Origin of the sequence: Natronomonas gomsonensis (assembly GCF_024300825.1) — an archaeon.
Classification (GTDB): domain Archaea; phylum Halobacteriota; class Halobacteria; order Halobacteriales; family Haloarculaceae; genus Natronomonas; species Natronomonas gomsonensis.
The window spans coordinates 1576674-1597774 of sequence record NZ_CP101323.1 but is presented as its reverse complement, the minus strand read 5'-3'; the positions used below and the strand labels follow the sequence as shown (position 1 = coordinate 1597774).

At 66.0% G+C, this 21101-nt stretch carries 18 protein-coding genes; 11 read left to right on the top strand and 7 right to left on the bottom strand.

The features are described from left to right. Positions 1-55: 55 nt before the first annotated feature. Both NMP98_RS08720 and NMP98_RS08715 read left to right on the top strand, forming a co-directional pair. Positions 56-1111: a glycosyltransferase gene (locus tag NMP98_RS08720; RefSeq protein ID WP_254861122.1), complete on the top strand. Its 1056-nt coding sequence runs from the start codon at positions 56-58 to the stop codon at positions 1109-1111. An 81-nt stretch (positions 1112-1192) separates the two neighbouring features. Further along, positions 1193-3178, top strand: a complete 1986-nt coding sequence (locus NMP98_RS08715) for an AMP-dependent synthetase/ligase (protein WP_254861121.1) — start codon at positions 1193-1195, stop codon at positions 3176-3178. A gap of 18 nt (positions 3179-3196) precedes the next feature. Here the strand turns inward: NMP98_RS08715 and fer are convergent, their stop codons facing one another. Further along, positions 3197-3886 carry a ferredoxin Fer gene (fer, locus tag NMP98_RS08710; RefSeq protein WP_254861120.1) on the bottom strand — a complete coding sequence of 230 codons (690 nt, stop codon included), beginning with the start codon at positions 3884-3886 and terminating at the stop codon, positions 3197-3199. 57 nt (positions 3887-3943) lie between these two features. After that, positions 3944-6388 (bottom strand): dihydropteroate synthase, encoded by a 2445-nt coding sequence (gene folP / locus NMP98_RS08705; protein WP_254861119.1) that lies wholly within the window; start codon positions 6386-6388, stop codon positions 3944-3946. 125 nt (positions 6389-6513) lie between these two features. On the opposite strand from folP, the gene NMP98_RS08700 reads away from it, so the two are divergent. Beyond that, complete coding sequence (locus NMP98_RS08700; RefSeq protein WP_254861118.1) at positions 6514-6918, top strand: CBS domain-containing protein; 405 nt, start codon at positions 6514-6516, stop codon at positions 6916-6918. Between the two features lie 6 nt (positions 6919-6924). Here NMP98_RS08700 and NMP98_RS08695 read toward each other — a convergent pair whose 3' ends face one another. Next, entirely contained in the window at positions 6925-7764 is an 840-nt protein-coding gene (locus NMP98_RS08695; protein WP_254861117.1) for a M48 family metalloprotease, read from the bottom strand. A 286-nt stretch (positions 7765-8050) separates the two neighbouring features. On the opposite strand from NMP98_RS08695, the gene dapA reads away from it, so the two are divergent. From dapA to NMP98_RS08680, 3 genes are all read left to right on the top strand, one after another. After that, positions 8051-8932, top strand: coding sequence for a 4-hydroxy-tetrahydrodipicolinate synthase (gene dapA / locus NMP98_RS08690; protein ID WP_254861116.1), 882 nt, complete (start codon positions 8051-8053; stop codon positions 8930-8932). Then, entirely contained in the window at positions 8929-9669 is a 741-nt protein-coding gene (gene dapB, locus NMP98_RS08685; protein WP_254861115.1) for a 4-hydroxy-tetrahydrodipicolinate reductase, read from the top strand. The genes dapA and dapB overlap by 4 nt, the downstream gene beginning before the upstream one ends. 81 nt (positions 9670-9750) lie before the next feature. Further along, entirely contained in the window at positions 9751-10587 is an 837-nt protein-coding gene (locus NMP98_RS08680; RefSeq protein WP_254861114.1) for a 2,3,4,5-tetrahydropyridine-2,6-dicarboxylate N-succinyltransferase, read from the top strand. A 28-nt stretch (positions 10588-10615) separates the two neighbouring features. Here the strand turns inward: NMP98_RS08680 and NMP98_RS08675 are convergent, their stop codons facing one another. Next, entirely contained in the window at positions 10616-10903 is a 288-nt protein-coding gene (locus NMP98_RS08675) for a hypothetical protein (RefSeq protein ID WP_254861113.1), read from the bottom strand. Between the two features lie 81 nt (positions 10904-10984). Here NMP98_RS08675 and lysA point away from each other — a divergent pair, with 81 nt between their 5' ends. Further along, positions 10985-12229, top strand: coding sequence for a diaminopimelate decarboxylase (gene lysA, locus NMP98_RS08670; protein ID WP_254861112.1), 1245 nt, complete (start codon positions 10985-10987; stop codon positions 12227-12229). A 102-nt stretch (positions 12230-12331) separates the two neighbouring features. Here lysA and NMP98_RS08665 read toward each other — a convergent pair whose 3' ends face one another. Then, complete coding sequence (locus NMP98_RS08665) at positions 12332-13414, bottom strand: CNNM domain-containing protein (protein ID WP_254861111.1); 1083 nt, start codon at positions 13412-13414, stop codon at positions 12332-12334. A gap of 67 nt (positions 13415-13481) precedes the next feature. Next, the gene (gene purB, locus NMP98_RS08660) at positions 13482-14864 is read right to left on the bottom strand and encodes an adenylosuccinate lyase (RefSeq protein WP_254861110.1); all 1383 of its coding nucleotides are present in this window, start codon (positions 14862-14864) and stop codon (positions 13482-13484) included. 146 nt (positions 14865-15010) lie between these two features. Between purB and NMP98_RS08655 the strand changes: the two genes are divergently transcribed. From NMP98_RS08655 to NMP98_RS08645, 3 genes are read left to right on the top strand one after another with little or no spacing between them, the layout of a single operon-like run. Beyond that, positions 15011-16081 (top strand): outer membrane protein assembly factor BamB family protein, encoded by a 1071-nt coding sequence (locus NMP98_RS08655; RefSeq protein WP_254861109.1) that lies wholly within the window; start codon positions 15011-15013, stop codon positions 16079-16081. A gap of 51 nt (positions 16082-16132) precedes the next feature. Continuing rightward, a complete protein-coding gene (locus tag NMP98_RS08650; protein WP_254861108.1) occupies positions 16133-16801 on the top strand; it encodes an HAD family hydrolase in 669 nt (222 codons plus the stop codon). Further along, entirely contained in the window at positions 16798-17724 is a 927-nt protein-coding gene (locus tag NMP98_RS08645) for a phosphotransferase family protein (protein ID WP_254861107.1), read from the top strand. Before NMP98_RS08650 ends, NMP98_RS08645 begins: the two co-directional genes overlap by 4 nt. A 9-nt stretch (positions 17725-17733) precedes the next feature. On the opposite strand, the gene NMP98_RS08640 is transcribed toward NMP98_RS08645, so the two are convergent. Beyond that, positions 17734-19308 (bottom strand): acyl-CoA carboxylase subunit beta, encoded by a 1575-nt coding sequence (locus NMP98_RS08640; RefSeq protein ID WP_254861106.1) that lies wholly within the window; start codon positions 19306-19308, stop codon positions 17734-17736. 204 nt (positions 19309-19512) lie between these two features. Here NMP98_RS08640 and purH point away from each other — a divergent pair, with 204 nt between their 5' ends. Further along, positions 19513-21084: a bifunctional phosphoribosylaminoimidazolecarboxamide formyltransferase/IMP cyclohydrolase gene (gene purH, locus NMP98_RS08635; RefSeq protein WP_254861105.1), complete on the top strand. Its 1572-nt coding sequence runs from the start codon at positions 19513-19515 to the stop codon at positions 21082-21084. Positions 21085-21101: the final 17 nt, after the last annotated feature.

The following is a 21101-nucleotide window of genomic DNA, read 5'->3' as shown; positions in this document are numbered from 1 at the left end:
TGACCCCGGCACGGATTCCCCTTCCTTTTTGCCACCCCGCTTCGTCGTCGGTCGCATGCGAATCGCGGTCGTGTTCAGAAGACCTCCGCCACAGTCCGACCGCGACGGCGCGTTGCGCCTCCGGCGGTTCGCCCGCCGCTTCGCGGCCCGCGGCCACGAGGTCCGGGTATACTGTCTCGGCTGGTGGGGCAGCGACACCCGACAGTTCGAACTCGACGACGTGGTCTACGAGTCGGTCACCTTCGATACGCCGCCGCTGTTCTACACGCGGGTACCGGGACTGCTCGCTCGGTACCGCCCCGATGTCGTTCTCGCCTCGGCGTCGCCGCCCGGCGCCGTCGTCTCCGCTCGAATCGGCGCCACGCTCGCACGTGCGCCGCTCGTCTGTGAGTGGTTCGGCGACGAACCGGAAGTCGAGGCGTCCCCGTGGACCACGACCGCCGCCCGGGTTCCGACCCGCGTCGTCTCCCCCTCGGAACTCCAGCGGACGCGCGTCCGGGAGTCCGGCGCGACGGAGGCGAACACGACGGTCGTTCCCCAGAGCATCGATTTCTCGCTCGTCGCCGACACCGACCCCGCCGAGCGCCGCGACGTGGTGTACGCCCGCCGACTCGACGAGGACGCCAACCTCGAGAGCCTGCTGTTGGGGCTGGCCGAACTCCGCGGCGAGGACGGCTGGACGGCAACGGTCATCGGTGACGGCCCCCAACGAACCGACTACGAGCGACAGGCCCGTGACCTCGGATTGGCCGACCGCGTCGAGTTCGTCGGCGAGTGCGACCGCGAGGAGCGCGTCGCCATCTACCGGGGTGCCCACGCCTTCGTCCAGACCGCACGGCGGGAGTTGTTCGCCGAGGAGTTGCTGTGGGCACTCGCCGCCGGCTGTGTCGGCATCGTCGAATATCAGGGCGACTCCAGCGCCCACGAACTCGTCGAGCGCCGCGAGCGCGGCATCCGCGTCACCGACATGGAAGCCCTCGACGACGCCATCGAGGAGGCCTGGAGCTACGGTTTTCAGGACATCGACGAGTCTTTCCGGTCGTTCGACCACACCGCGGTCGTCGACGACTATCTCGAGTTGTTCCGTTCCTGTGGCGCCGAGGCGCGCTGAACTCCGCCGAACCGTTTTCCGGACGCAGTGAAGTGGTCAACACGCGGATAGCTTCAAGTACGTGTGTGATTATCAATCGCTATGGATTGGAGAGCGGTCGAGCGCGAGTACACGGACGAGGTAATAGGCGAGACGACCATCCCGGAGCTGTTCTTCGATTCTGTGGCACGGAACGGCAGTCGGGACGCACAGATGTACAAGGGAGGCGTCTACGACCGGTCGTTGACCGGCGACGTGGTTCCGGCCCCGCCTGCAGGGGAGTACGGTGCCCTCACCTACGAGGAAACCGGCGACATCGTGCGGTATCTCGCGACGGGCTTTCGGGAACTCGGTGTCGGTCCTGACGACCGTGTCGGCATCTACGCGAACACCCGAATGGAGTGGTCGCAAGCCGACTACGCGATTCAGTCCGCCGAAGGCGTCGTCACGACCGTCTACACCGAGTCTTCGGCGCCGAAGGTCCAGTACCTGCTGGACGACAACGACGCGATGGGTTGTGTCGTCGAAAACGAGGACCTGCTGGAGACGCTTTTGTCCGTCGAAGACGACCTCGAGTTGGAGTTCGTCGTCGTCATCGACGAGGTCTCCGAGCGGTACGCCGACCGCGAGGATATCCACACGCTGGCTGACGTGTACGAACTCGGGGCTGACAACCACGACGAGGAGACCTTCCAGTCGTGGCTCGAGAACCGCGAGTGGACGGACCTCTGTTCGCTCGTCTACACCTCGGGGACGACGGGCGACCCGAAGGGCGTCGAGTTGACCCACAAGAACTGGCGGACCTGCTTCAATCAACTCCGACGGCGTATCGGGCCCCGTCCCGACAAAGACGAGGACATTCCGGCGATGGAGGCCGGGATGACGGCGCTTTCGTTCCTGCCGCTTGCCCACGCCTTCGAGCGAATCAACCACTTCCACGAGTTGGGCATCGGCATGACCGTCGCCTACGCCGAAAACCCCGACACGGTCGGTGACGACCTCCAGCAGGTCGGGCCCGACGCCGCGGCGTCGGTGCCGCGCGTCTACGAGCGCATCTACAACCAGATGCGCGAACAGGCCTCCGAGTCGCCGGTGAAAAAGCGCATCTTCGAGTGGGCCGTCGACACCGCCCAGACCTACGATGACGCCGACGACCCCGGCGTCGTCCTGGAGACGAAACTGAAAATCGCCGACAAACTCGTCTTCTCGCAGGTGCGGGAGGCGCTCGGCGGCAACGTCCAGTTGTTCGTCTCCGGTGGTGGGTCGCTCTCGGAGGACCTCGCGAAACTCTACCGGGCGATGGGGCTGACGATTCTGGAGGGGTACGGCCTCACCGAGACGGCCCCCGCCCTGACGACGAATCCGCCCGAAGACATCCGTGTTGGGACGATGGGCATCGCGCTGTGTGACGTGGACCTCAAGTTGGACCCCGACGTGGTCAGCGAGGAGACGAAAGCCTCCGAGAAAGGCGAGGTCGGCGAACTGCTCGCGAAGGGACCGAACGTCTTCGAGGCCTACTGGAACAAACCCGACAAAACCGAGGCGGCCTTCACCGATGACGGCTACTTCCGGACCGGCGACATCGTCTCCATCGACGGTGACGGCTACGTCCGCTTCGTCGACCGACGGAAGAACCTCATCGTCCTCGATACGGGCAAGAACGTCGCCCCCGAGCCAATCGAAGACGAGTTCGCCACCTCCGCCCGCGTCGACCAGATTATGGTCGTCGGCGACGACCGGAAGTTCATCGGCGCCGTCATCGCTCCCAACTTCGAGGAGTTGTGGGAGTGGGCCGACGAGGAAGACATCGACCTTCCGGACGACCCCGCGGCGGCCGTCGCCGACGACCGCGTCCACGAGTGGGTCGCCGAGGAGGTCGACCGCGTCAACGAGGTGCTGTCGAGCCACGAGACTATCAAGGAGTTCCGCCTCGTTCCCGAGGAGTGGACTGCCGACAACGACCTCCTGACGCCGTCGATGAAGAAGAAACGACGCAACATCCGGGCGGCCTACGAGGAGGCCATCGAGAACATCTACGGCGACGACACCGAAGAACAACAGGCGGAAGCGGCTCCGACGGACGACTGAACCGCCAAGCGTCCGCCCTCAGTCGTCGGCTTGCGCTTTCTCGAAGGGACTCGGCGGCAACAGGAGGTCGTCGAGGTCGGGCAGGTGTTTGACATTGTAGATGACCTGGAGTCGGTCGGTCGCCGGCCGTGCCATACAGGAGAGTCGGATGCCGCGGTCGAGCATCTCCTCAGGGAGGATGTGGTCGACCGGCATCGACAGTTCGCCGTCTTTGATGGCGACGGCGCAGTTCGCACACGCCCCGCCGCGGCAGGCGTAGGGCCACGCGAATCCGCGGTTCTCGGCGGCTTCAAGCAATGATTCCTGCGGTTCGGCCAGAAACCGGCCGTAGTCCTCGTGGTCGAGGTTCGCCGCCGACGCCTTATCGAAGAGGTCGTCGTCTTCGAGACTCCAGCCGTGGTCGGCGAGGACGTCGTAGTTAAGATACTCGACGCGCGTGGCCGACTCCTCGGGTTCGTCGGTGCGTTCTCTCGACTCGTCGGTCCCGGGTTCCGGTTCACCCGGTGCGTCGACTCCGTCGTCGGCGTCGGATACGCTCCGGGCGCGGCCGGCTTTGATGTCCTCGTAGGCCTCTCGGACCCGCTTGAACTCCCGTGGGGAGCCGCCGTGGTCGGGGTGGGCTTCCTTGATTCGGTCGCGGTAGGCCTGCTCTATCTCTCGCTGGTCAGCATCCGGCTCGACACCCAGAACCTCGAACGGGGACGCCACGGCTACGTGTAGTCGAACGGCGAGGATATATCTTCTCCAATCGGCCGAACGTGTCGGCTACTCCTCTGTGAACGCCCCGGGGTCCATCGCGGCGGCGGCCGTCTTCACCGCCGCCACGTTCTCTTCGACGTCGTGAACCCGGACGATGTCGGCGCCCCGTTCGGCGGCCAGCGCGCTTGCGGCGACGGTCGCCGACAGCCGTTCGTCCGCCTCGCGGTCGAGGATTCCGAACATCGACTTGTGTGAGTGGCCGAGGAGAACCGGACAGCCGAGCGCGCGGAACTCCGCGAGGCGGCCGAGTATCTCGAAGTCCTCCTCGGGTGCCTTCCCGAACCCGAGACCGGGGTCGACGATGATTTGCGAGCGGTCGAGACCGGCCTTCTCGGCCAGCAGGACGCGTTCGACCAGCGCATCGAGCGTATCGGAGACCACGTCGTCGTACTCGATGTCGGCCTCGGGGTCGACCGGGGTGTGAATCGAGTGCATCACGACGACGGGCACGTCGTGTTCGGCCGCCACCAGCCGCATTTCGGGGTCCTCCAGCCCCGACACGTCGTTGAGGATGTCGGCGCCAGCATCGAGGGCGGCCCGTGCCACCTCGGCCTTCCGCGTGTCGACGGAGACGAGGGCGTCGGCGTCGGAAAGCGCCTCGACGACGGGGACGACGCGCTCTTTCTCCGCTTCGACTGCTACGGGGTCGGCGCCCGGGCGGGTGGATTCCCCGCCCACGTCGACGATGTCGGCGCCGGCCTCGACGAGGCGTCGACCCTGTGCGACGGCGTCGTCGACGTCCTCGTAGCGGCCGCCGTCGTGGAAGGAGTCGGGCGTCACGTTCAGAATACCCATGACGGCCGTTCCATCGTCCCACGGGTAGCCGTGGGGTTCGGGCCGATAGCCGATTTCGAGGGTCTCCCTGAGTTCGTCGGCGAACCGCGAGAGGCCGTAGGGCTGTCCGTCGAGCGTCTCCGCGAGGCGTTTGAACTGCGCGAGCGTCCCCATCAACACCACGTCGACGAGTTCCCGGTCCTGGGCGGACAGTCCCGAAGTGGCACACTCGGCGCCGAGCGACAGCGACTCCTGTTTGAGGTATTCGGCCTGGCGGGGTTGGACGCGGGTGGCGACGACGCGGTGGACGCCCTTCGCTCGCATTCGGTGGATGCCGCCCTCGGTCACGTCGGCGCTTGCGAGGACCTCTCGTGCGGCGTCGAGGTCCGGCACGCGCTTTTCGACGCGGAGTCGGGTCCAGCGCCGCCTGGCTTCGCCGACGACGAACAGCGACCCACAGACGAGGACTGCGTCGCCGTCGCCGGCCGCGTCGGTGGCGGCCTCGACGGCGTCTTCGACAGCCGCCTTCGTCCGTCCCTTGGCGTCCGACCCGGCGGCCTCGAACGCCGCCGCGAGCGCCTCGGGCGTTTCGGCGCGCTCGAAGTCCGGCCGGCAGGTGTAGACGTAGTCGGGGTCGGGCAGCGCTTCGACCATGCCCGCGTGGTCCTTGTCGCACATCGCGCCGAAAACCAGATGCAGGTCGTCGTACTCGAACGTCGACAGCGTCTCGGCGACGCCGGCACAACTGCCGGGGTTGTGTGCGCCGTCGAGGACGACGAGTGGCTCTCGCTCCATCACCTCGAAACGGCCGGGCCAGTGGGCGTTCCGGAGGCCGCGTTCGATGTCGTCGGTCGAGACGCCACCCAGTTGTCGGGCTAATGCCGCCGCGACGCCGGCGTTTCGGGCCTGATACGTCCCCAAAAGCGGGAGACGCGTTTCGACTGCCCAGCCGTCGCCGTCGAGTGCGACGGCCTGCTCGACGCCCACCCGACCGCCGTCGCGGACGCGGATATCGGCGTCGTCGTCGGTTCCGACGCGGCGTACGTCGCCAGCCACGTCCCTGACGGCCTCAAGCGCCTCGCCCTCGGTGGCGGTGACGAGCGGGTTCGAATCCGGCGCGACGGCGGCCTTGTCGCGGGCGATTTCGGGTATCGTGTCGCCGAGGATGTCGGCGTGTTCGAGCGTGACGCTCGTGACCGCCGCAGCCTCGCTGTCGACGGCGCCGGTCGCGTCGTAGCGGCCGCCGATGCCGACCTCCAGTACCGCCACGTCCACGTCGGCGCGGGCGAAGGCCCACACCGCAAGCGCCGTCGTCGTCTCGAAGAACGTCGGCGAGGCGCCCTCGGCGGCCTGCTCCGTGACGTACGGTTCGACCTGTTCGACGAACTCACGGACTGCGGCCTTCGAGACCTTCCGGCCGTCGATGCGGACGCGCTCGCGAACGTCGTCGAGGTGTGGGGAAGTGTACAGCCCCACGTCGTAGCCGGCTTCCCGGAGGACGGATTCGACCATTCGGGCGGTGCTGCCCTTCCCGTTCGACCCCGCGATGCGGACGACCCGGAGGTCCTCGCCGGGCCCCCCGAGGAAATCGAGGAGCCGCCGGGTCGACTCGACACCGGTCGTCGGCGAGTACCGGCGGAGGTCGAACAGGAAGTTCGCCGCCTCGTGGTACTCCATACCCTAGGGAGTTCCGGCGGCCGCTTTAGCGTGTCGAACACGGGCGGGAGGTCCCTCTATGGCCGGCGGTGGCGGAACGCGCCGAGAACCGGATGCTTATACATGGGAGCGCGCAACGGACCGCCATGAACACGGAAGTCGGACACCTCATGACCGCGCCCGTATTGACGGCTGACCCCGAAACACCGGTCGAAGAGATCGCGGACTCGATGCTCGGAGAGGGCATCAAATCCGTCGTCGCCGTCGACGACGAGGGCCGCCCAATCGGCATTCTCACGTCGACGGACTTCGTCCGCATCGTCGCCGAGGGAACACCCAAATCGACCACCACCGTCGGCGACCACATGACCGAGGACATCGCGACGACGCAACCCGACGTAGCGATTCCGGAAATCGCCGAACGGATGGTCGAGTACGAAATCAGTCACTTCCCGGTCGTCGACGAGGACGGCGAGGCCATCGGCATCATCTCGGCGACGGACCTCACCGAGTACATCTCCGGAATGGCAGTCCGAGATCCGAGCGAATGAGAGAACTCAGTAGTACGACCGCTCTACGTCCCGAACCGCTTCGATGCGCTTCTCGATGGGCGGGTGGGTGGCGAACAGTTTCGCCAGCGCCGAGCGCTCGCCGCCGAAGATACATAGCGCGCTGACGTTGTCGTCCAACTCGGCGTTGCCGCGCTGGCCGGCCGAACTGATTTTCTGGAGCGCACGAGCCATCGCATCGCCGCCGACGTGTTCTGCCGCATCGGAGTCGGCGACGTACTCCCGGTATCGGGAGATGGCCAACACGAACACCATCGCAACCGACTGGACGAGGATGGAGGCGATGTAGCCGAGGATGATGCCCGCGATGCCGTCCTCGCCGGCGAAGGCGACGACGAAGTACGCCGCTAACCCGAGCATCGAGGCGATGGACTGCCCCATCACCATCGTAATCACGTCGCGGTTGTCGATGTGGGCGAGTTCGTGAGCGAGGACGGCTTCGAGTTCCTCGTGGCTCAAGAGGTGCATCAACTCCGTGGAGACGACGACCACGCCGGCGCTGCGGCGGCCGACCGCGAAGGCGTTGGGGACGCCCATGTCGGCGACCATCAGGCGCGGCTTTTCGAGGTCCATCTCCTCGCTGATTCGCTCGACGGAGCGGTGAACCTCGGGGTAGCGGTCTTCGGGCATGTCCTCGGCGCCGGTACTCCACAGCGCCATCTTCTTGCCGACGACGTACTGGAAGCCGGCGAAGGCGACCGTCCCCAGCAGGATGACGGGAATGCCGACCCCGAACACCTCGAAGGCGACGATGGCGAGCATCGCATAGAAGGCGAAGAGAATGCTCCCCACGACCGCCATGCGGGCTTTGAGTCCTACGTGTCTCATGTACCCCGAGTTGGGAGTTTACGCTGAAATGGCTTCTGGCGTGGATGGTAACACACGGCACGGTAGTGTGTCGGACTCAAAACGCCTAAGTCCGTCCGCGAAAGTCTCTGATGTATGCGAGATGGCGTACTCGTCGGTCGGCCACGGACGAACCCCACCGAGTCCGCCGTCTCAGTCGCTTTCTCCAAAGGCAAACGTTCCTAGACCGGTCTCCGGCGGGTCTGGCACCCCCGTCGCAGGTCGAAACCGAACGCACAGCCTCTGAACGTACGACACCCAAGACACCATGACACACGACACATTCGACGGCGTCTTCCCTGCGATGACGACGCCGTTCCACGACGACGAGAGCATCGACCACGACACCCTCCGGGCCCACGCCCAGCGACTCGAAGCCGCCGGCGTCGACGGCCTCGTGCCGGTCGGCACGACCGGCGAATCGGCGACGATGACCCACGACGAACACATCGAGGTCGTCGAGACGGTCGTCGACGCGGTCGATGACGTGCCGGTCATCGCCGGCAGCGGCTCGAACAACACCCGCGAGGCATTGGACCTCTCCGAACGGGCCGCCGCCGCGGGCGCCGACGGTCTGCTCCTCATCTCGCCGTACTACAACATCCCCGAACCGGACGGGATGGAACACCACTTCCGGCAAATCGCAGATGCGGTCGACCTCCCACAGATTATCTACAACGTCCCCGGCCGCACCGGCCGGAACATCGCCGTCGAGACCGCCGTCTCGCTTGCCGAACACGAGAACGTCGTCGGGTATAAGGCCGCAAGCGGCGACCTCAACCGGACCAACGAGGTCATCGAGCGCACCCGCGAGGAGAACTTCTCGGTGCTGTCGGGCGATGATGCCCTGACGCTGCCCATCATCGCACAGGGTGGCACCGGCTGTATCAGCGTGGCGGCGAACGTCGAACCCGAGCGCACCGTCGCCCTCGTCGGCGCCGCCCTCGAAAACGACTTCGACCGCGCCCGCGAACTCCAATACGAGTTAGGGGACCTCTTCCGGACGCTGTTCGTCGAGACCAACCCCATCCCCATCAACGAGGCGATGGCGATGCGGGGCATCCACTCCGATACGATGCGCTCGCCGCTCAACCCGCTGCAGCCCGAGAATCGCGACCGACTGCGCCGCGTGCTCGACGACCTCGAATGAACCTGCTCGTCATCGGTGCGACCGGACGGACCGGCAGCGAAATCGTCGCCGAGGCCAGCGGCCGCGGCCACGACGTAACCGGCGTCGCCACCTCGTCGGACACCATCGAGGACGTCCGCGTCTACCCTGACGACGAACTGCCGGAACTGCTGGCAGACGCCGACGTCGCCATCGACTTTACCGTCCCGTCGGCCAGCCACGAGTACGCCGCCCTCGCCGCCGAGGCCGGCGTCCCCTACGTCGTCGGAACGACGGGGTTCGACGAGGACGGCCTCGATGCGCTCCGTGCGGCCAGCGAGTCGACGCCGGTGCTGAAGGCGTCGAACTTCGCCCGCGGCGTGCAGGCGCTGCTCCGGGTCGTCGAGGCCGGCGCCGAGGCGCTGCCGGACTACGACATCGAACTCACCGAGACGCATCACAACGGCAAACGCGACGCCCCCAGCGGAACGGCGAAGACCCTCCTCGATGTCATCGATTCCGCCCGCGAGGACGCCCTCGACCGCGTCCACGGCCGGGAAGGCGAACACGAGCGAGAAGACAGCGAGGTCGGCGTCCACGTCCGCCGGGCCGGCAACGTCCGCGGGGAACACGAGGTGCTGCTCGCCGACAACGATGAGGTGCTGACGCTGACCCACCGTGCGGAATCGCGTCGGGTGTTTGCGGCCGGCGCCGTCGACGCCGCCGAGTGGCTCCTCGGTCGGGAGGCCGGCTGGTACGACTTCGAGGACGTGCTGTAGGGCGCGAGCGTCGCCGAGTTGGCCGACTATTTTAACCGGATTCCAACAGAGCCAAGTCCCGCGTTTCCGTCCGTCGGGGTAATGAGCGTACTCCGAGACGACATCGAGGACCTACAACAGCGGAAGGACGAGGGACTGACTGCCGACGATGCCACCGCCGAGGACATCGCCGTCTTAGAGGAGTTCCTCGCGGCGCTGGAGGCCGGCGAGGTCCGGGCCGCAGAGAAAAACGACGGCGAGTGGGAGGCCAACGAGTGGGTCAAACAGGGCATCCTGCTGAACTTCGGCCTCCGGAACATCGAGACCCACACCTACGGCGGCGTCGACTACCACGACGTGTTGCCGCTGCGGGAGACCGACGACCTCCCCGAGCGCGGCACCCGGAACACGCCCGACGGCACCGTCGTCCGCCGCGGCGCCTACATCGGGTCGGACGCGATTCTGATGAGTCCGGCGTTCGTCAACATCGGCGCCCACGTCGGCGACGGCACGCTCGTCGACTCCTGTGACACGGTCGGGTCGGCGGCCCAAATCGGTGACAACGTGAAGTTGGGCGCGAACACGCTCATCGGCGGTGTCCTCGAACCCGTCGAGGCCGCCCCCGTCGTCGTCGAGGACGATGTCTCCCTCGGCGCTGGCTGTCGAGTCACGAGTGGGTTCGTCGTCGGCGAAGGAAGTATCGTCGGCGAGAACACGCTGTTGACGCCCCGCATCCCGGTGTACGACCTCGTCAAGGAGGAGGTCATCTACGGCGAGTTGCCGCCCGAGCGGCGCGCATTCACCCGGTTCGTCGAATCCAGCGTCGGCGACCACGACCTCTTCGAGGGCGGCGCCTACAAGCCCGCTGTCGTCGCCACCGACGTAGAGGAAGAGACCCTGGAGGCGACCCAACGCGAGGACGCCCTGCGCGATAACTGAAGGCGAGAAAACGGCGCTTCTGTAACCGTCAGTCGTCGGCTTCGGTGGGGTCGTCGTTGCTCGACTCCGCGCCGTCTTCGGTCTCTTCGAGTGTTTCCTCGTCTGCGTTTTGGATGTCGATGGTCGCGGCGTTGTCCTCGTCGAAGCCGTCATCGGCATCGTCATTGGCGCCCGCGCCGACGGCGAGTTTGAACGCGAAGCGGTTCTCGCTGACGACGCTGCCGACGGCGGCGCTGAACGGACCGAGCGTCGAACCGATGGCGATGCCGACGGGGTTCGAGCGGTCGGTGCGGCGGCGTGGCGTCTCGTCTGTCATACCCTTCGGTTCGTTGTCGAGTATGCCAAGCCTTTCGGTCGAAGCGGAACCCTTGTTATCGGTCGACCCTCCCTTGTGATAATGAGTCTCGCCGCCTCGCCGCTCGTCAAGCGCCTCGCCGACTGGGACGCCGACCGCCTCGGACGGGTGGCCGACGAACACGGTACGCCGTTGTACGTGATGGACCACGACCGCATCCGGGAGAACTTCGCGCGGTTCGATGCCGCGTTCGACTTTGCCCATGTCATGTACGCTGCGAAGGCAAACACCGGCCGAGCGGTCATACGGACGCTGTACGATGCCGGGGCAGATATCGAGTGTGCTGCCGCCGGCGAACTCGACCGCGCGCTGAAAGCCGGCGTCGCACCCGAAGACCTCCAGTACACCGCCGTCAATCCGCCCGACGGCGACCTCGATTACGCCGTCGACCTCTGGGAGGATACCCCCGAGTTGACGATTACGGCAGGCGCCGAGATGACGCTGGACCGCCTCGAAGAACGCGGCTTCGACGGCCGTCTCGCCTTGCGTGTCAACCCCGGTATCGGCACCGGCCACCACGAGAAGGTCGCCACCGGCAAGGACGCGAAGTTCGGACTGCCGTACGACGAGGTCGAACGCGTCGCCGAGGATGCTCGGGACCGGTTCGACTTCGTTGGGCTTCACGCCCACGTCGGCAGTGGCGTTCTCTCCGACGACCTGGCCGACCACCAACGGGCGCTCGGGAAGGTCGCCGACCTCGCCGAACGCGTGGGCGACATCGAATTCCTCGATTTGGGTGGTGGCTTCGGCGTCCCCTACCGACCCGAGGAACCGCCGCTGGACATCGAGGCCGCCGCCGAGATGGTCCGGAAGGTGACGGAGGACGTCGATGCGACCATCGCCCTGGAACCCGGGCGGTATCTCGTCGCCGACGCCGGGGCGCTTCTCACGCGGGTCAACACCATCAAACAGACCCCCGAGACGCGCGTCGTCGGCGTCGATGCCGGCCTGACGGCGATGATTCGTCCCGCGATGTTCGACTCCTATCACCACATCCGCAACGTCACCGGCGACGACCGCGAGGCCGTCGAATCGAGCGTTGGCGGACCGCTGTGTACCAGCGCCGACGTGTTCTGTACCGACCGGCCGATCCCGCGGCCCGAGGCCGAGGACTTGCTGGCCATCGGCAACGTCGGCGCCTACGGCATCAATCTCGCCAGTCAGTTCCACTCCCAGCCCAAGCCCGCCGAAGTCGCAATCGAGGGCGACGACGTTCGCCTGACGCGCCGCCGCGAGACGTTCGACGACCTGACGCGACTGGAAGACGAGACCCCCGGCACCGAGTAACGCTTGGGGCTTCTTTCGCCGCCGACGGGGGCATCGACGCTCGTGGCCACTCCAAACTGAATCGCTCAGTGTACCGGTGGCGAATCGCGAAGTCCGCTGGTGTTACTGTGGAGCGGTCGTTCGGTCTTGGAGTTCGATATCCAGCGGGTCTTCGATTTCACCCATCACCGCCTCGAAGGCGTCCGTCGCGGTAATCAATCCCACGACGGTTCCGTCTGTGTCGTCAGTCACGAGCGCGAGTTCCTGATGTTCGTCCTGAAACAAATCGACGGCGTCGCTGATGGGGGTGTCTGTGGAAAGCGTCATCGGCGGGGCGGCGATGTCCTCGAACGAACTCTCGCCGCGTCTGAGGTCGTCGAGTTGGTCGACGACTGTGGGGACGTAGACGATTCCTCGATAATCGGAGGGGTCGTCACCAATCAACGGAAATCGTGTGTGTGGACTCGTTCCGATTCGGTCGAGGTTCTCTTGTGCAGAGACGGCCGTCGAGAGGAACACGATGTCCGACCGATGGGTCATGACCTCACTCACCGGCAGTTCGCCCACGCTGAACGCGTTGATAACCTCCTCTTTGCGTTCGTTGGTGAGGTCTCCGTTGTCGAGTAACGCCCCGAGTCGGTGACGGAGGTCTGCCCGCGATTCGACACGGTCGGTTTCGGTTTCGAGCCAGGCACCGGTCATCTCGATGCCGAAAAGCCCGAGCGTCCATTTGGCGACGCTGTCGCCGAGTACGATAACCGGATAGAGCAGTTTGGCAAACCAATAGAGGGGAGTCGCACCGTACCGAGCGACGAACTTCGTCCGTTCGACCCCGAGATAGGTCGGTGTCTGTTCGCCGTGGGTCAGGTGGAGCAGATTGATGATGACGAACGCGAGAATGCCCCCCGCCCCAATCGCTGTAAGGAGCGTATTTTCGAAAATCGGATTGATTAACGCAGCCAACGCTGGCTCTGCGACGATGCCGACAGCGATACTGGTCGCGGAAATTCCGACCTGACAACTCGTGAGATAGATTTCGAGGTCCTCCGTCATCTCCCAAGCCCGCCGGAGACCCGGGGTGTCGAATTCGGCGTGTGGATACTGACGGACACGGGTCAGCGCGAACTCGATTGCAACGAAAAAGCCGTTCGCCAAAATGAGCAAGACCCCCGCGAGCAGGCGAAGCGTTAGTTCCACCCCGTTCATATGCTGATGTTTTCCCCCGTGTTGTCAAGCGTTACGCTCCGTTCCATCCGTGATGAGCGGCCGGATGTCAAACCTCCTCGACCAACTCGCTTCCCAGTCCGGTGTAGCCGGCGGGAGTGAGGTCGTGCAGTTCCTCGCGAACGGACTCCTCGACGTCGAGTTCGTCGAACAACTCACGGAAGTCTTCCAGCGTCGCCCGCTGGCCGCGTGTGAGTGCCTTGATGCGCTCGTAGGCCTCGGTGTCGCCCTCCCGACGGAGGATGGTCTGGACGGCTTCGCCGATGATTTCGGGGTTGGCTTCCAGTTCCTCCCGCATCACCGCCTCGTTCGGTTCGACCTTCGAGAGCCCTTTGGCGGTCTTGCCGTAGCCGATGAGACAGTGAGCGAATGCCGCGCCGATGTTGCGCTTGACGGTCGAATCCGAGAGATCCCGCTGGAGGCGTGAGGTGGTGACGTAGTCGGCAAGGAACGTCAAATCAGAGTTGGCCTTCGTGAGGTTGCCCTCGCTGTTCTCGAAGTCGATGGGATTGACCTTGTGTGGCATCGTCGAGGACCCAGTTTCGCCCTCAACGGTTTCCTGGCCGAGATAGCGGTCCGAAACGTACAGCCACATGTCCAAATCGAGGTCTCGGAGGACGTTGTTGACCCCACGCAGCGCGTCGAACACCGCTGCGAGGTCGTCACAGGGGTTGACCTGCGTCGACAGTTCGGTGTGTTCGAGACCGAGGGACTCGACGAAGGATTTCGAGAACGCTCGCCAGTCGACGTCGGGGTAGGCAACGTGGTGGGCGGCGTAGGTGCCGGAGGCGCCGGCGAGTTTCCCCGAGAGGTTGGCGGCGGCCGCCTCGACGCGTCCGAGCGTCCGGCCGAGTCGCGAGGCATACACCGCCAACTCCTTGCCGTAGGTGGTCGGCGTCGCCGGCTGGCCGTGGGTGCGTGCGAGCATCGGCAACTCGCGGTACTGCCGGGCCTCGACGGCCAGAGTGTCTCGCAGGTCTCGAATCTCGGGAATCAACACCTCCTCGACGGCGGGTTTCACGAGCAGGCGGTGGGCGAGGTTGTTCACGTCCTCGCTCGTGAGACCGAAGTGGACCCACGGCCCCTGTTCGTCCTCCTGCGGTAGGGCCATCCGGACGAAGTACTCGATGGCCTTCACGTCGTGGTTCGTCGCGCTGTAGCCGGCGTACCCCTCGGTTTCGAGCTGTTTGACGACGGCGGCGTCGTCGGCGTCGAAGGATTCGTATCGGTTCCGGAGCGTCTCGCGTGTCTCTTCGTCCAGCGACAGCGGCGTCGCCTCGAGGTCGGCCAGGGCGATGAGGTACTCGACTTCGACCTCGACGCGGGCACGCATGAGCGCGGCCTCGCTGACGTACTCTGTGAGCGGTTCGGTGTAACGGGCGTAGCGGCCGTCCAGCGGCGAGACGGCGTACAGCGGGCCCCGGTCGGTCATGGTCGTACCTGCGACGAGGCGTTGAAAAAGGGTGTCGATAATCGAACCGCCGGCGGAGAAAATGAACACGTACGTGTATCGATAGGAGTCGGTGAACCGTTATGCGCGGAAGTATTTTCCCACTGCTCTTCGTGCCGCGGAGCGTGATGCCAACACGCAGACGCCTCCTCCGGAGTGTCGGTGCCGCTGCCGTCGGCGGGGTCCTGGCGGGATGTACGGGCCTCGACGAACTCGGCGGCGCCAACGACGGGGTTCTGGCGGCCGTCGATGCCTCTGACGGCACCGAGCGATGGACCTTCGAAGCCAACGACTGGATACGCTCCTCGCCGGCGTTCGCCGACGGGACCGTCTACGTCGGGAGCGACGACACCTACTGCTATGCGGTCGACGCCGGCGACGGGACAGAGCGGTGGCGAGCCTCCCTCGGAGCGGGGTCCGAAGACTGGGTCCGCTCGGCGCCGACGGTCGTAGACGGGACGGTGTACGTCGGCAGCGACAGCAGCCACCTCTACGCGCTGGATACGGACGATGGGTCCGAAGAGTGGTCAATCGAGACTGAAGACTGGGTGCGTTCCTCGCCGACGGTCGCCGAGGGAACGGTGTACGTCGGCGACGAATCCGGCGTGCTATATGCGGTCGGGGCCGATTCCGGGACGGTCCGCTGGCGGTACCGAACCGACGATGCCATCGAGGGCACACCAGCCGTCGCCGACGGAACCGTCTACGTCGGGTCACGCGAAAGCGGCGTTCACGCCGTCGACATCGAATCCGGAACTGACCGGTGGCAGGCGGCCACGGGCGAGGAGTTCGTCGCTGGCCCGGCCGTCGCCGACGAGAGAGTCTACATCGGCAACACCGACGGACGGATGTACGCACTCGGCGTCGACAGCGGGACGGTCCAATGGGACCGAACCCTCGACGACAGCGGCGTGTACCGGCGAGCGACGCTGGCCGACGGCGCCCTCTACGTGAGCACGTCGGAGGGCCGACTCTATGCGATGGACACCGACGGCGCGCCACGATGGGAGGTCGGTCTCGGAGGCGAAGCCTACTCCGCACCCGCGGTTGCCGACGGCATGGTGTACGTCGGCAGCGACGACAAGACGCTGTACGCCTTCGACACCGATGGCGTACGCCAGTGGACGTACTCGATGCCGGATTGGATTCGGACCGACCCGCTCGTGGTCGATGGGACGGTGTACGCCGGGTCGGACTGAGACGCCCGCCGCCACCGCGAGGATTTTGCCGGAGCGACGCCTACTGAAACCGTGACCTACAGCGCCGTCCTGTTCGACCTTGACGGAACCCTCTGTGAGCAGGCCCAATCGCCGGAGGCAGTGTACCGTGGAGCCTTCGAGGCGGCCGGCATCGAACCGTTCGGTGACCCCGACGACCTGTGGGCGGCGCTCGGTGACTCGCCGCCACCGGACGACCAAGCGAGTTATCTGGCGGCCGGATTCACGAAGGTAGCTGCCCAACACGGCCGGGCGCCGGTTGACGCGACAGCCCTCAGTGAGGGGTTTTTGGAGGTCGTGGACTACGCCCGAGTGACGCCGTCGCCGGGTGCGCAGACAGCCGTCGAGACGGCCCGGAACCACGCTCGGGTCGGCGTCGTCACCAACGGCCCCGAATCGAGGCAGGCCCAGAAACTGGACGCGCTCGCGTTCGGCGACTGCTTCGAGACGGTCGTTTACGCGGGCGACCTTCCGCGCCGGAAACCGCATCGCGACCCCTTCGATGCCGCACTCAATGCGCTCGATGCCGCGCCGAGCGATGCGCTCTACGTCGGTGATTCACTGGAGTACGACGTTGCCGGCGCACAGAACGCGGGGCTGGCGAGCGCGTGGTACTCGCCGACGGAGGTCGACCCCGAACCGTACCGACCCGAACACGTCCTCGGTTCGCTGTCCGACCTCGCCAGTGTGGTCGAACCGTGACTGACCCGCCGCAGACCGTCCTCGCGGAGGCGTTTCCGGGGGTGTCCGTCCAGTCGGTCACGACGCCGCCAGAGGGGAACCGAAAGCGAACGGCTGTCGTCGACCTTGACGACGGCCGCACGGTCGTCGTCCAACAGTCGCCCGACGCCGAGACACTCCGGACGGAGATGCGGGTGACACAGGAAGTCGCGACTCGAACGACGATTCCGGTCCCCGCCGTCCTCGATGTCGGCCGCATCGACGTGCGGGGCTACTGCGTCACCGAGTACATCGAGGGAGACAACCTCCACGAGCGGTTCGTGTCTCTCTCACCTGGCCAGCAAGCGCGAATCGCACGGCGGTTCGGCCACGCGCTCGCCGAGTTACACGAGGCGTTCCCCTTCGAGGAGTTCGGCACCGTCCGTGCCGAAAACGGAACGCTACGGGCGAACGGACCGGACGAATACGAACCGTGGCTGGTCGGTCACGGCGAGGCCGGCGTTCGTGCCTTACCGGCCGCGTTTGCCGACCTCGAAGCGCCGCTACGTGAAGCGATACGGGAGACAACGGGCCGGAAGAATCCCCGGCCTCGACTGTATCCGTGGGACCTGCGCCCCGGCAACGCACTCGTCGAGTCGGGAGAACTCGTCGCCGTCCTCGATTGGGGTGAACCGCTCGCGGCGACAGCCGGCCTCTCGGTCGCCAAGACCGAACGCCTCGTCGCCGACTGGTACGTCGATGACCCGACACGGATTCGGGCGGCGTTCCGAGAGGGCTACAGTTCCGTTCGGCCGGTTCCGGAACCGACGCGACGGGAGCGACTGATAGCCGTTCTCCGCTCGGCGGTCGACGCCGACGGCGAAGTCACGCGGCCGGGGTATCCCGAACGTACCGGCGACGACGCCGTCGCCTTCCACCAAAACCGACTGGAGGCGTTGTTGTAACGGTCACCACTACCACGGATTGATTGCGTGTTTCTTCGGCGGCCACTCCTCTTCGCGGGGTTCGTCGTAGCGATTCAACGCGCGTTTCACCCAGCCGTAGGTTTCGGTGGGTTCGATGACGGCGTCCATCCCGACGCCCTCGACCGACCGGATGGCGTCGGTGCGGTCCTTGTAGAACTCGACGAGTTCCCGCCGTTTGGTCTCGGGGTCGTCGGCCGCCTCGATTTCCCGTCCGTGGACGACGTCGACGGCGCCCTCGATACCCATCGCGGCGACCTCCGCGGTCGGCCAGACGGCCGTGAGGACGTTCTGGACGGATTCGCCGCCGCCCATGGCGACGTGGCCGAAGCCGTAACCGCGCCGGAGAACGAGATTGACGACCGGCACCGTCGCGCCATTGAGTTCGAAGGGGAGTTTGCCGGCCGCGCGGGCGACACCGTCGCGTTCGGAATCCGGCCCGGGGAGGATGCCGGGCACGTCTTCGAGGGCGACGATGGGGAGGCCGAAAGCATCACACAGCGAGACGAACCGCGCGGCCGCGGTGGAGGCGTCGGCGTCGATGGTCCCGGCCATCACCCGGGGGTTGTTGGCGACGACGCCGACCGGTCGGCCGTCGATGCGGGCGAACCCGGTGACGATGTTGCGGGCGAACTCCGGTTTCGTCTCGAAGAACGTCCCCTCGTCGGTGACGCCCTCGACGATGGCGTAGATGTCGTAGCCCTTCTTCGGGTCGGCGGGCATCACATCCAACAGGCGTTCGCGGGCGGTCTCGGAGGGCGGACGCGCGTCGGCAGTCGGCGGGTCGCGACGAGCGTTCCGCGGTAGATACGAGAGGAACTCACGAATACCGTCGAGACAGGCCTCGTCGTCTTCGTATGCTCGGTCGGCCATGCCCGTCTCGGCCGTCTGGAACCCAGCGCCGCCCAACTCCTCCTTCGAGAGGTCGACGCCGAGGGCGGCTTTCACCAGCGAGGGGCCGGCAACGCCGAGCGTCGACCCTTCGACCATCGGCACGAAGTCGGCCATCGCCGAGAAGTTCGTCGGGGCGGCGAACCCGGGGCCCATCATCGACGAGACGATGGGAACCCACCCGGAGAGTTTCGTCTGCAACCGAAAGATGCCGCCGTCGCCCTGTGCCGTGGGGCGGGCGTCCAGTCCCTCCTGAATGCGGTGGCCGCCGCCGTCGTGGAGGAGGACGGTGGGGAAGCCGCGTTCGAGCGCCAACTCCATGACTCGCTTCAGTTTCTCGCCGCCGGTGTGGCCGATGGAGCCACCTTTAACCGTGAAGTCGGTGGCGGCGATGGCGACGGGGCGGCCGTCGATGTCGCCGACGCCAGCGACGACGCCGTCGGCGGGGGCATCCTCCCGGTCCCAGTCGGCGGTCTCGGGCGTCGTCGGCGCCGGGGCGGCGAGTTGGCCGATTTCGTCGAACTCCTCACAGAGGTACTCGACGCGCTCGCGGGCAGTGAGTTTGTCCTGTGCGTGCTGGCTCTCGACGGCATCCGGCCGCCCCTCGTCGGCGACGGCCCGTTTTGCCTCCCGCAGTTCTTCGAGAAGGTCCTCCATTCGCGTTTCCTCCGACATGGGACGACGCTCTCTCCGCGTGCTGTTAACATTGTTCGTCGAACAGCGAACACATACTCAACGCGTTAAATTGAGTTTTGTGGGCACGAATGTGTATAACAACGGCAGTCGGAGCCGCTGCTGTTGACATTATATACGCATATGTGTATATTCGAGGGAACTGCAACCGCAACTACTTTGCCCGCGCGGCAGTCCGTTTCAACCATGAAAATAGCCGGTATGGCCTCGAACCGCGGCCGAAACCTGCTTCACATCGCGGACACCGAACCGGGCGGTGCCGAGTTCTCGGTCGTCCTCACGAACGAGGAGGGCGCCCCCGTCATCGAGGGCGCCGCCGAACGCGGCATCCCGACGGAAGTCGTCCCCAAATCCGACGACGAGACGCGCGAGGAACACGAACGTCGCGTCCTCCAGCGCTTGGAGGGGTACGACGTGGATTTGGTCTGTCTCGACGGCTACATGCGCATCCTCACCGACGAGTTCCTCGATTCTGCGCCGACCACCCTCAACGTCCACCCCTCGCTCCTTCCGTCGTTCCCGGGGATGGACGCCCACGAGCAGGTACTCGACGCCGGCGTCTCCGTCACCGGATGTACCGTCCACGTCGTCGACGAAACCGTCGACGGCGGCCCCATCGTCACGCAAGAACCGGTTCCCGTCTACGACGGCGACGACGCCGCCGAGTTGAAGGCGCGCGTCCTCAACGACGCGGAGTTCGCCGCCTATCCGCGCGCTGTCAAGTGGTTCGCTGAGGACCGCGTCACAGTCGACGACGGCGAAGTCTCCGTCGACGGCGACGACGGCGGACAGTTCCCCGCCCGCCGGGTCGTCTCCGACGACCGGGGTCGGGAACTCCGCTACGGCGAGAACCCCCATCAGGACGCCGCGGTGTACGTCGACGGCGCCTGCGAGGAGGCCAGCGTCGTCGACGCCGACCAACTGAACGAGGGCGCGAAGGCGCTGTCGTACAACAACTACAACGACGCCGACGGCGCCTTGGACCTCATCAAGGAGTTCGACGAGCCAGCGGCGGCGGTCATCAAACACACCAATCCGGCTGGCTGTGCGACCGCCGGAACGCTCGCCGACGCCTACGAGCGGGCGCTGTCGACGGACCCGATGAGCGCCTTCGGCGGCATCGTCGCGCTGAACCGCGAGTGCGACGCCGCCACCGCCGAGGCAATCACCGACTCCTTCAAGGAAGTCGTCGTCGCGCCGGCGTACACGGAGGCGGCGCTGGATGTCCTCTTCGAGAAGGACAACCTCCGAATCCTCGAGGTGGGTGACCTCTCCGAGCGAAGCGAACGGCTCACCGAACAGCACCTCGTCGGCGGTCGCCTCGTCCAAGAGCGGGACTTTCAGGCGCCCTCGGCCGACGACCTCGAAATCGTCACAGAGCGCGAACCGACCGACGAGCAAATCGAGACGATGCTGTTTGCGTGGCGAACCATCAAACACGTCAAGTCCAACGCCATCCTCTTTGCGAAAGGCACCGAGACGGTCGGCGTCGGGATGGGGCAGGTCTCCCGGGTCGACGCCGTCCGACTCGCCGCGATGAAGGCAGAGGAACACGCCGAAGGCAAGGACGCAGAGGGCGCCGTGATGGCCTCCGACGCCTTCTTCCCGTTCCCCGACGGCATCGAAGAGGCCGCCGACGCCGGCATCGAGGCGGTCATCCAGCCCGGTGGTTCGGTTAACGACGAGGACGTCATCGCCGCCGCCGACGAACACGACATCGCGATGGCGTTCACTGGTCAACGCGCTTTCCAGCACTAACAGCGAGTCGTCCGCCC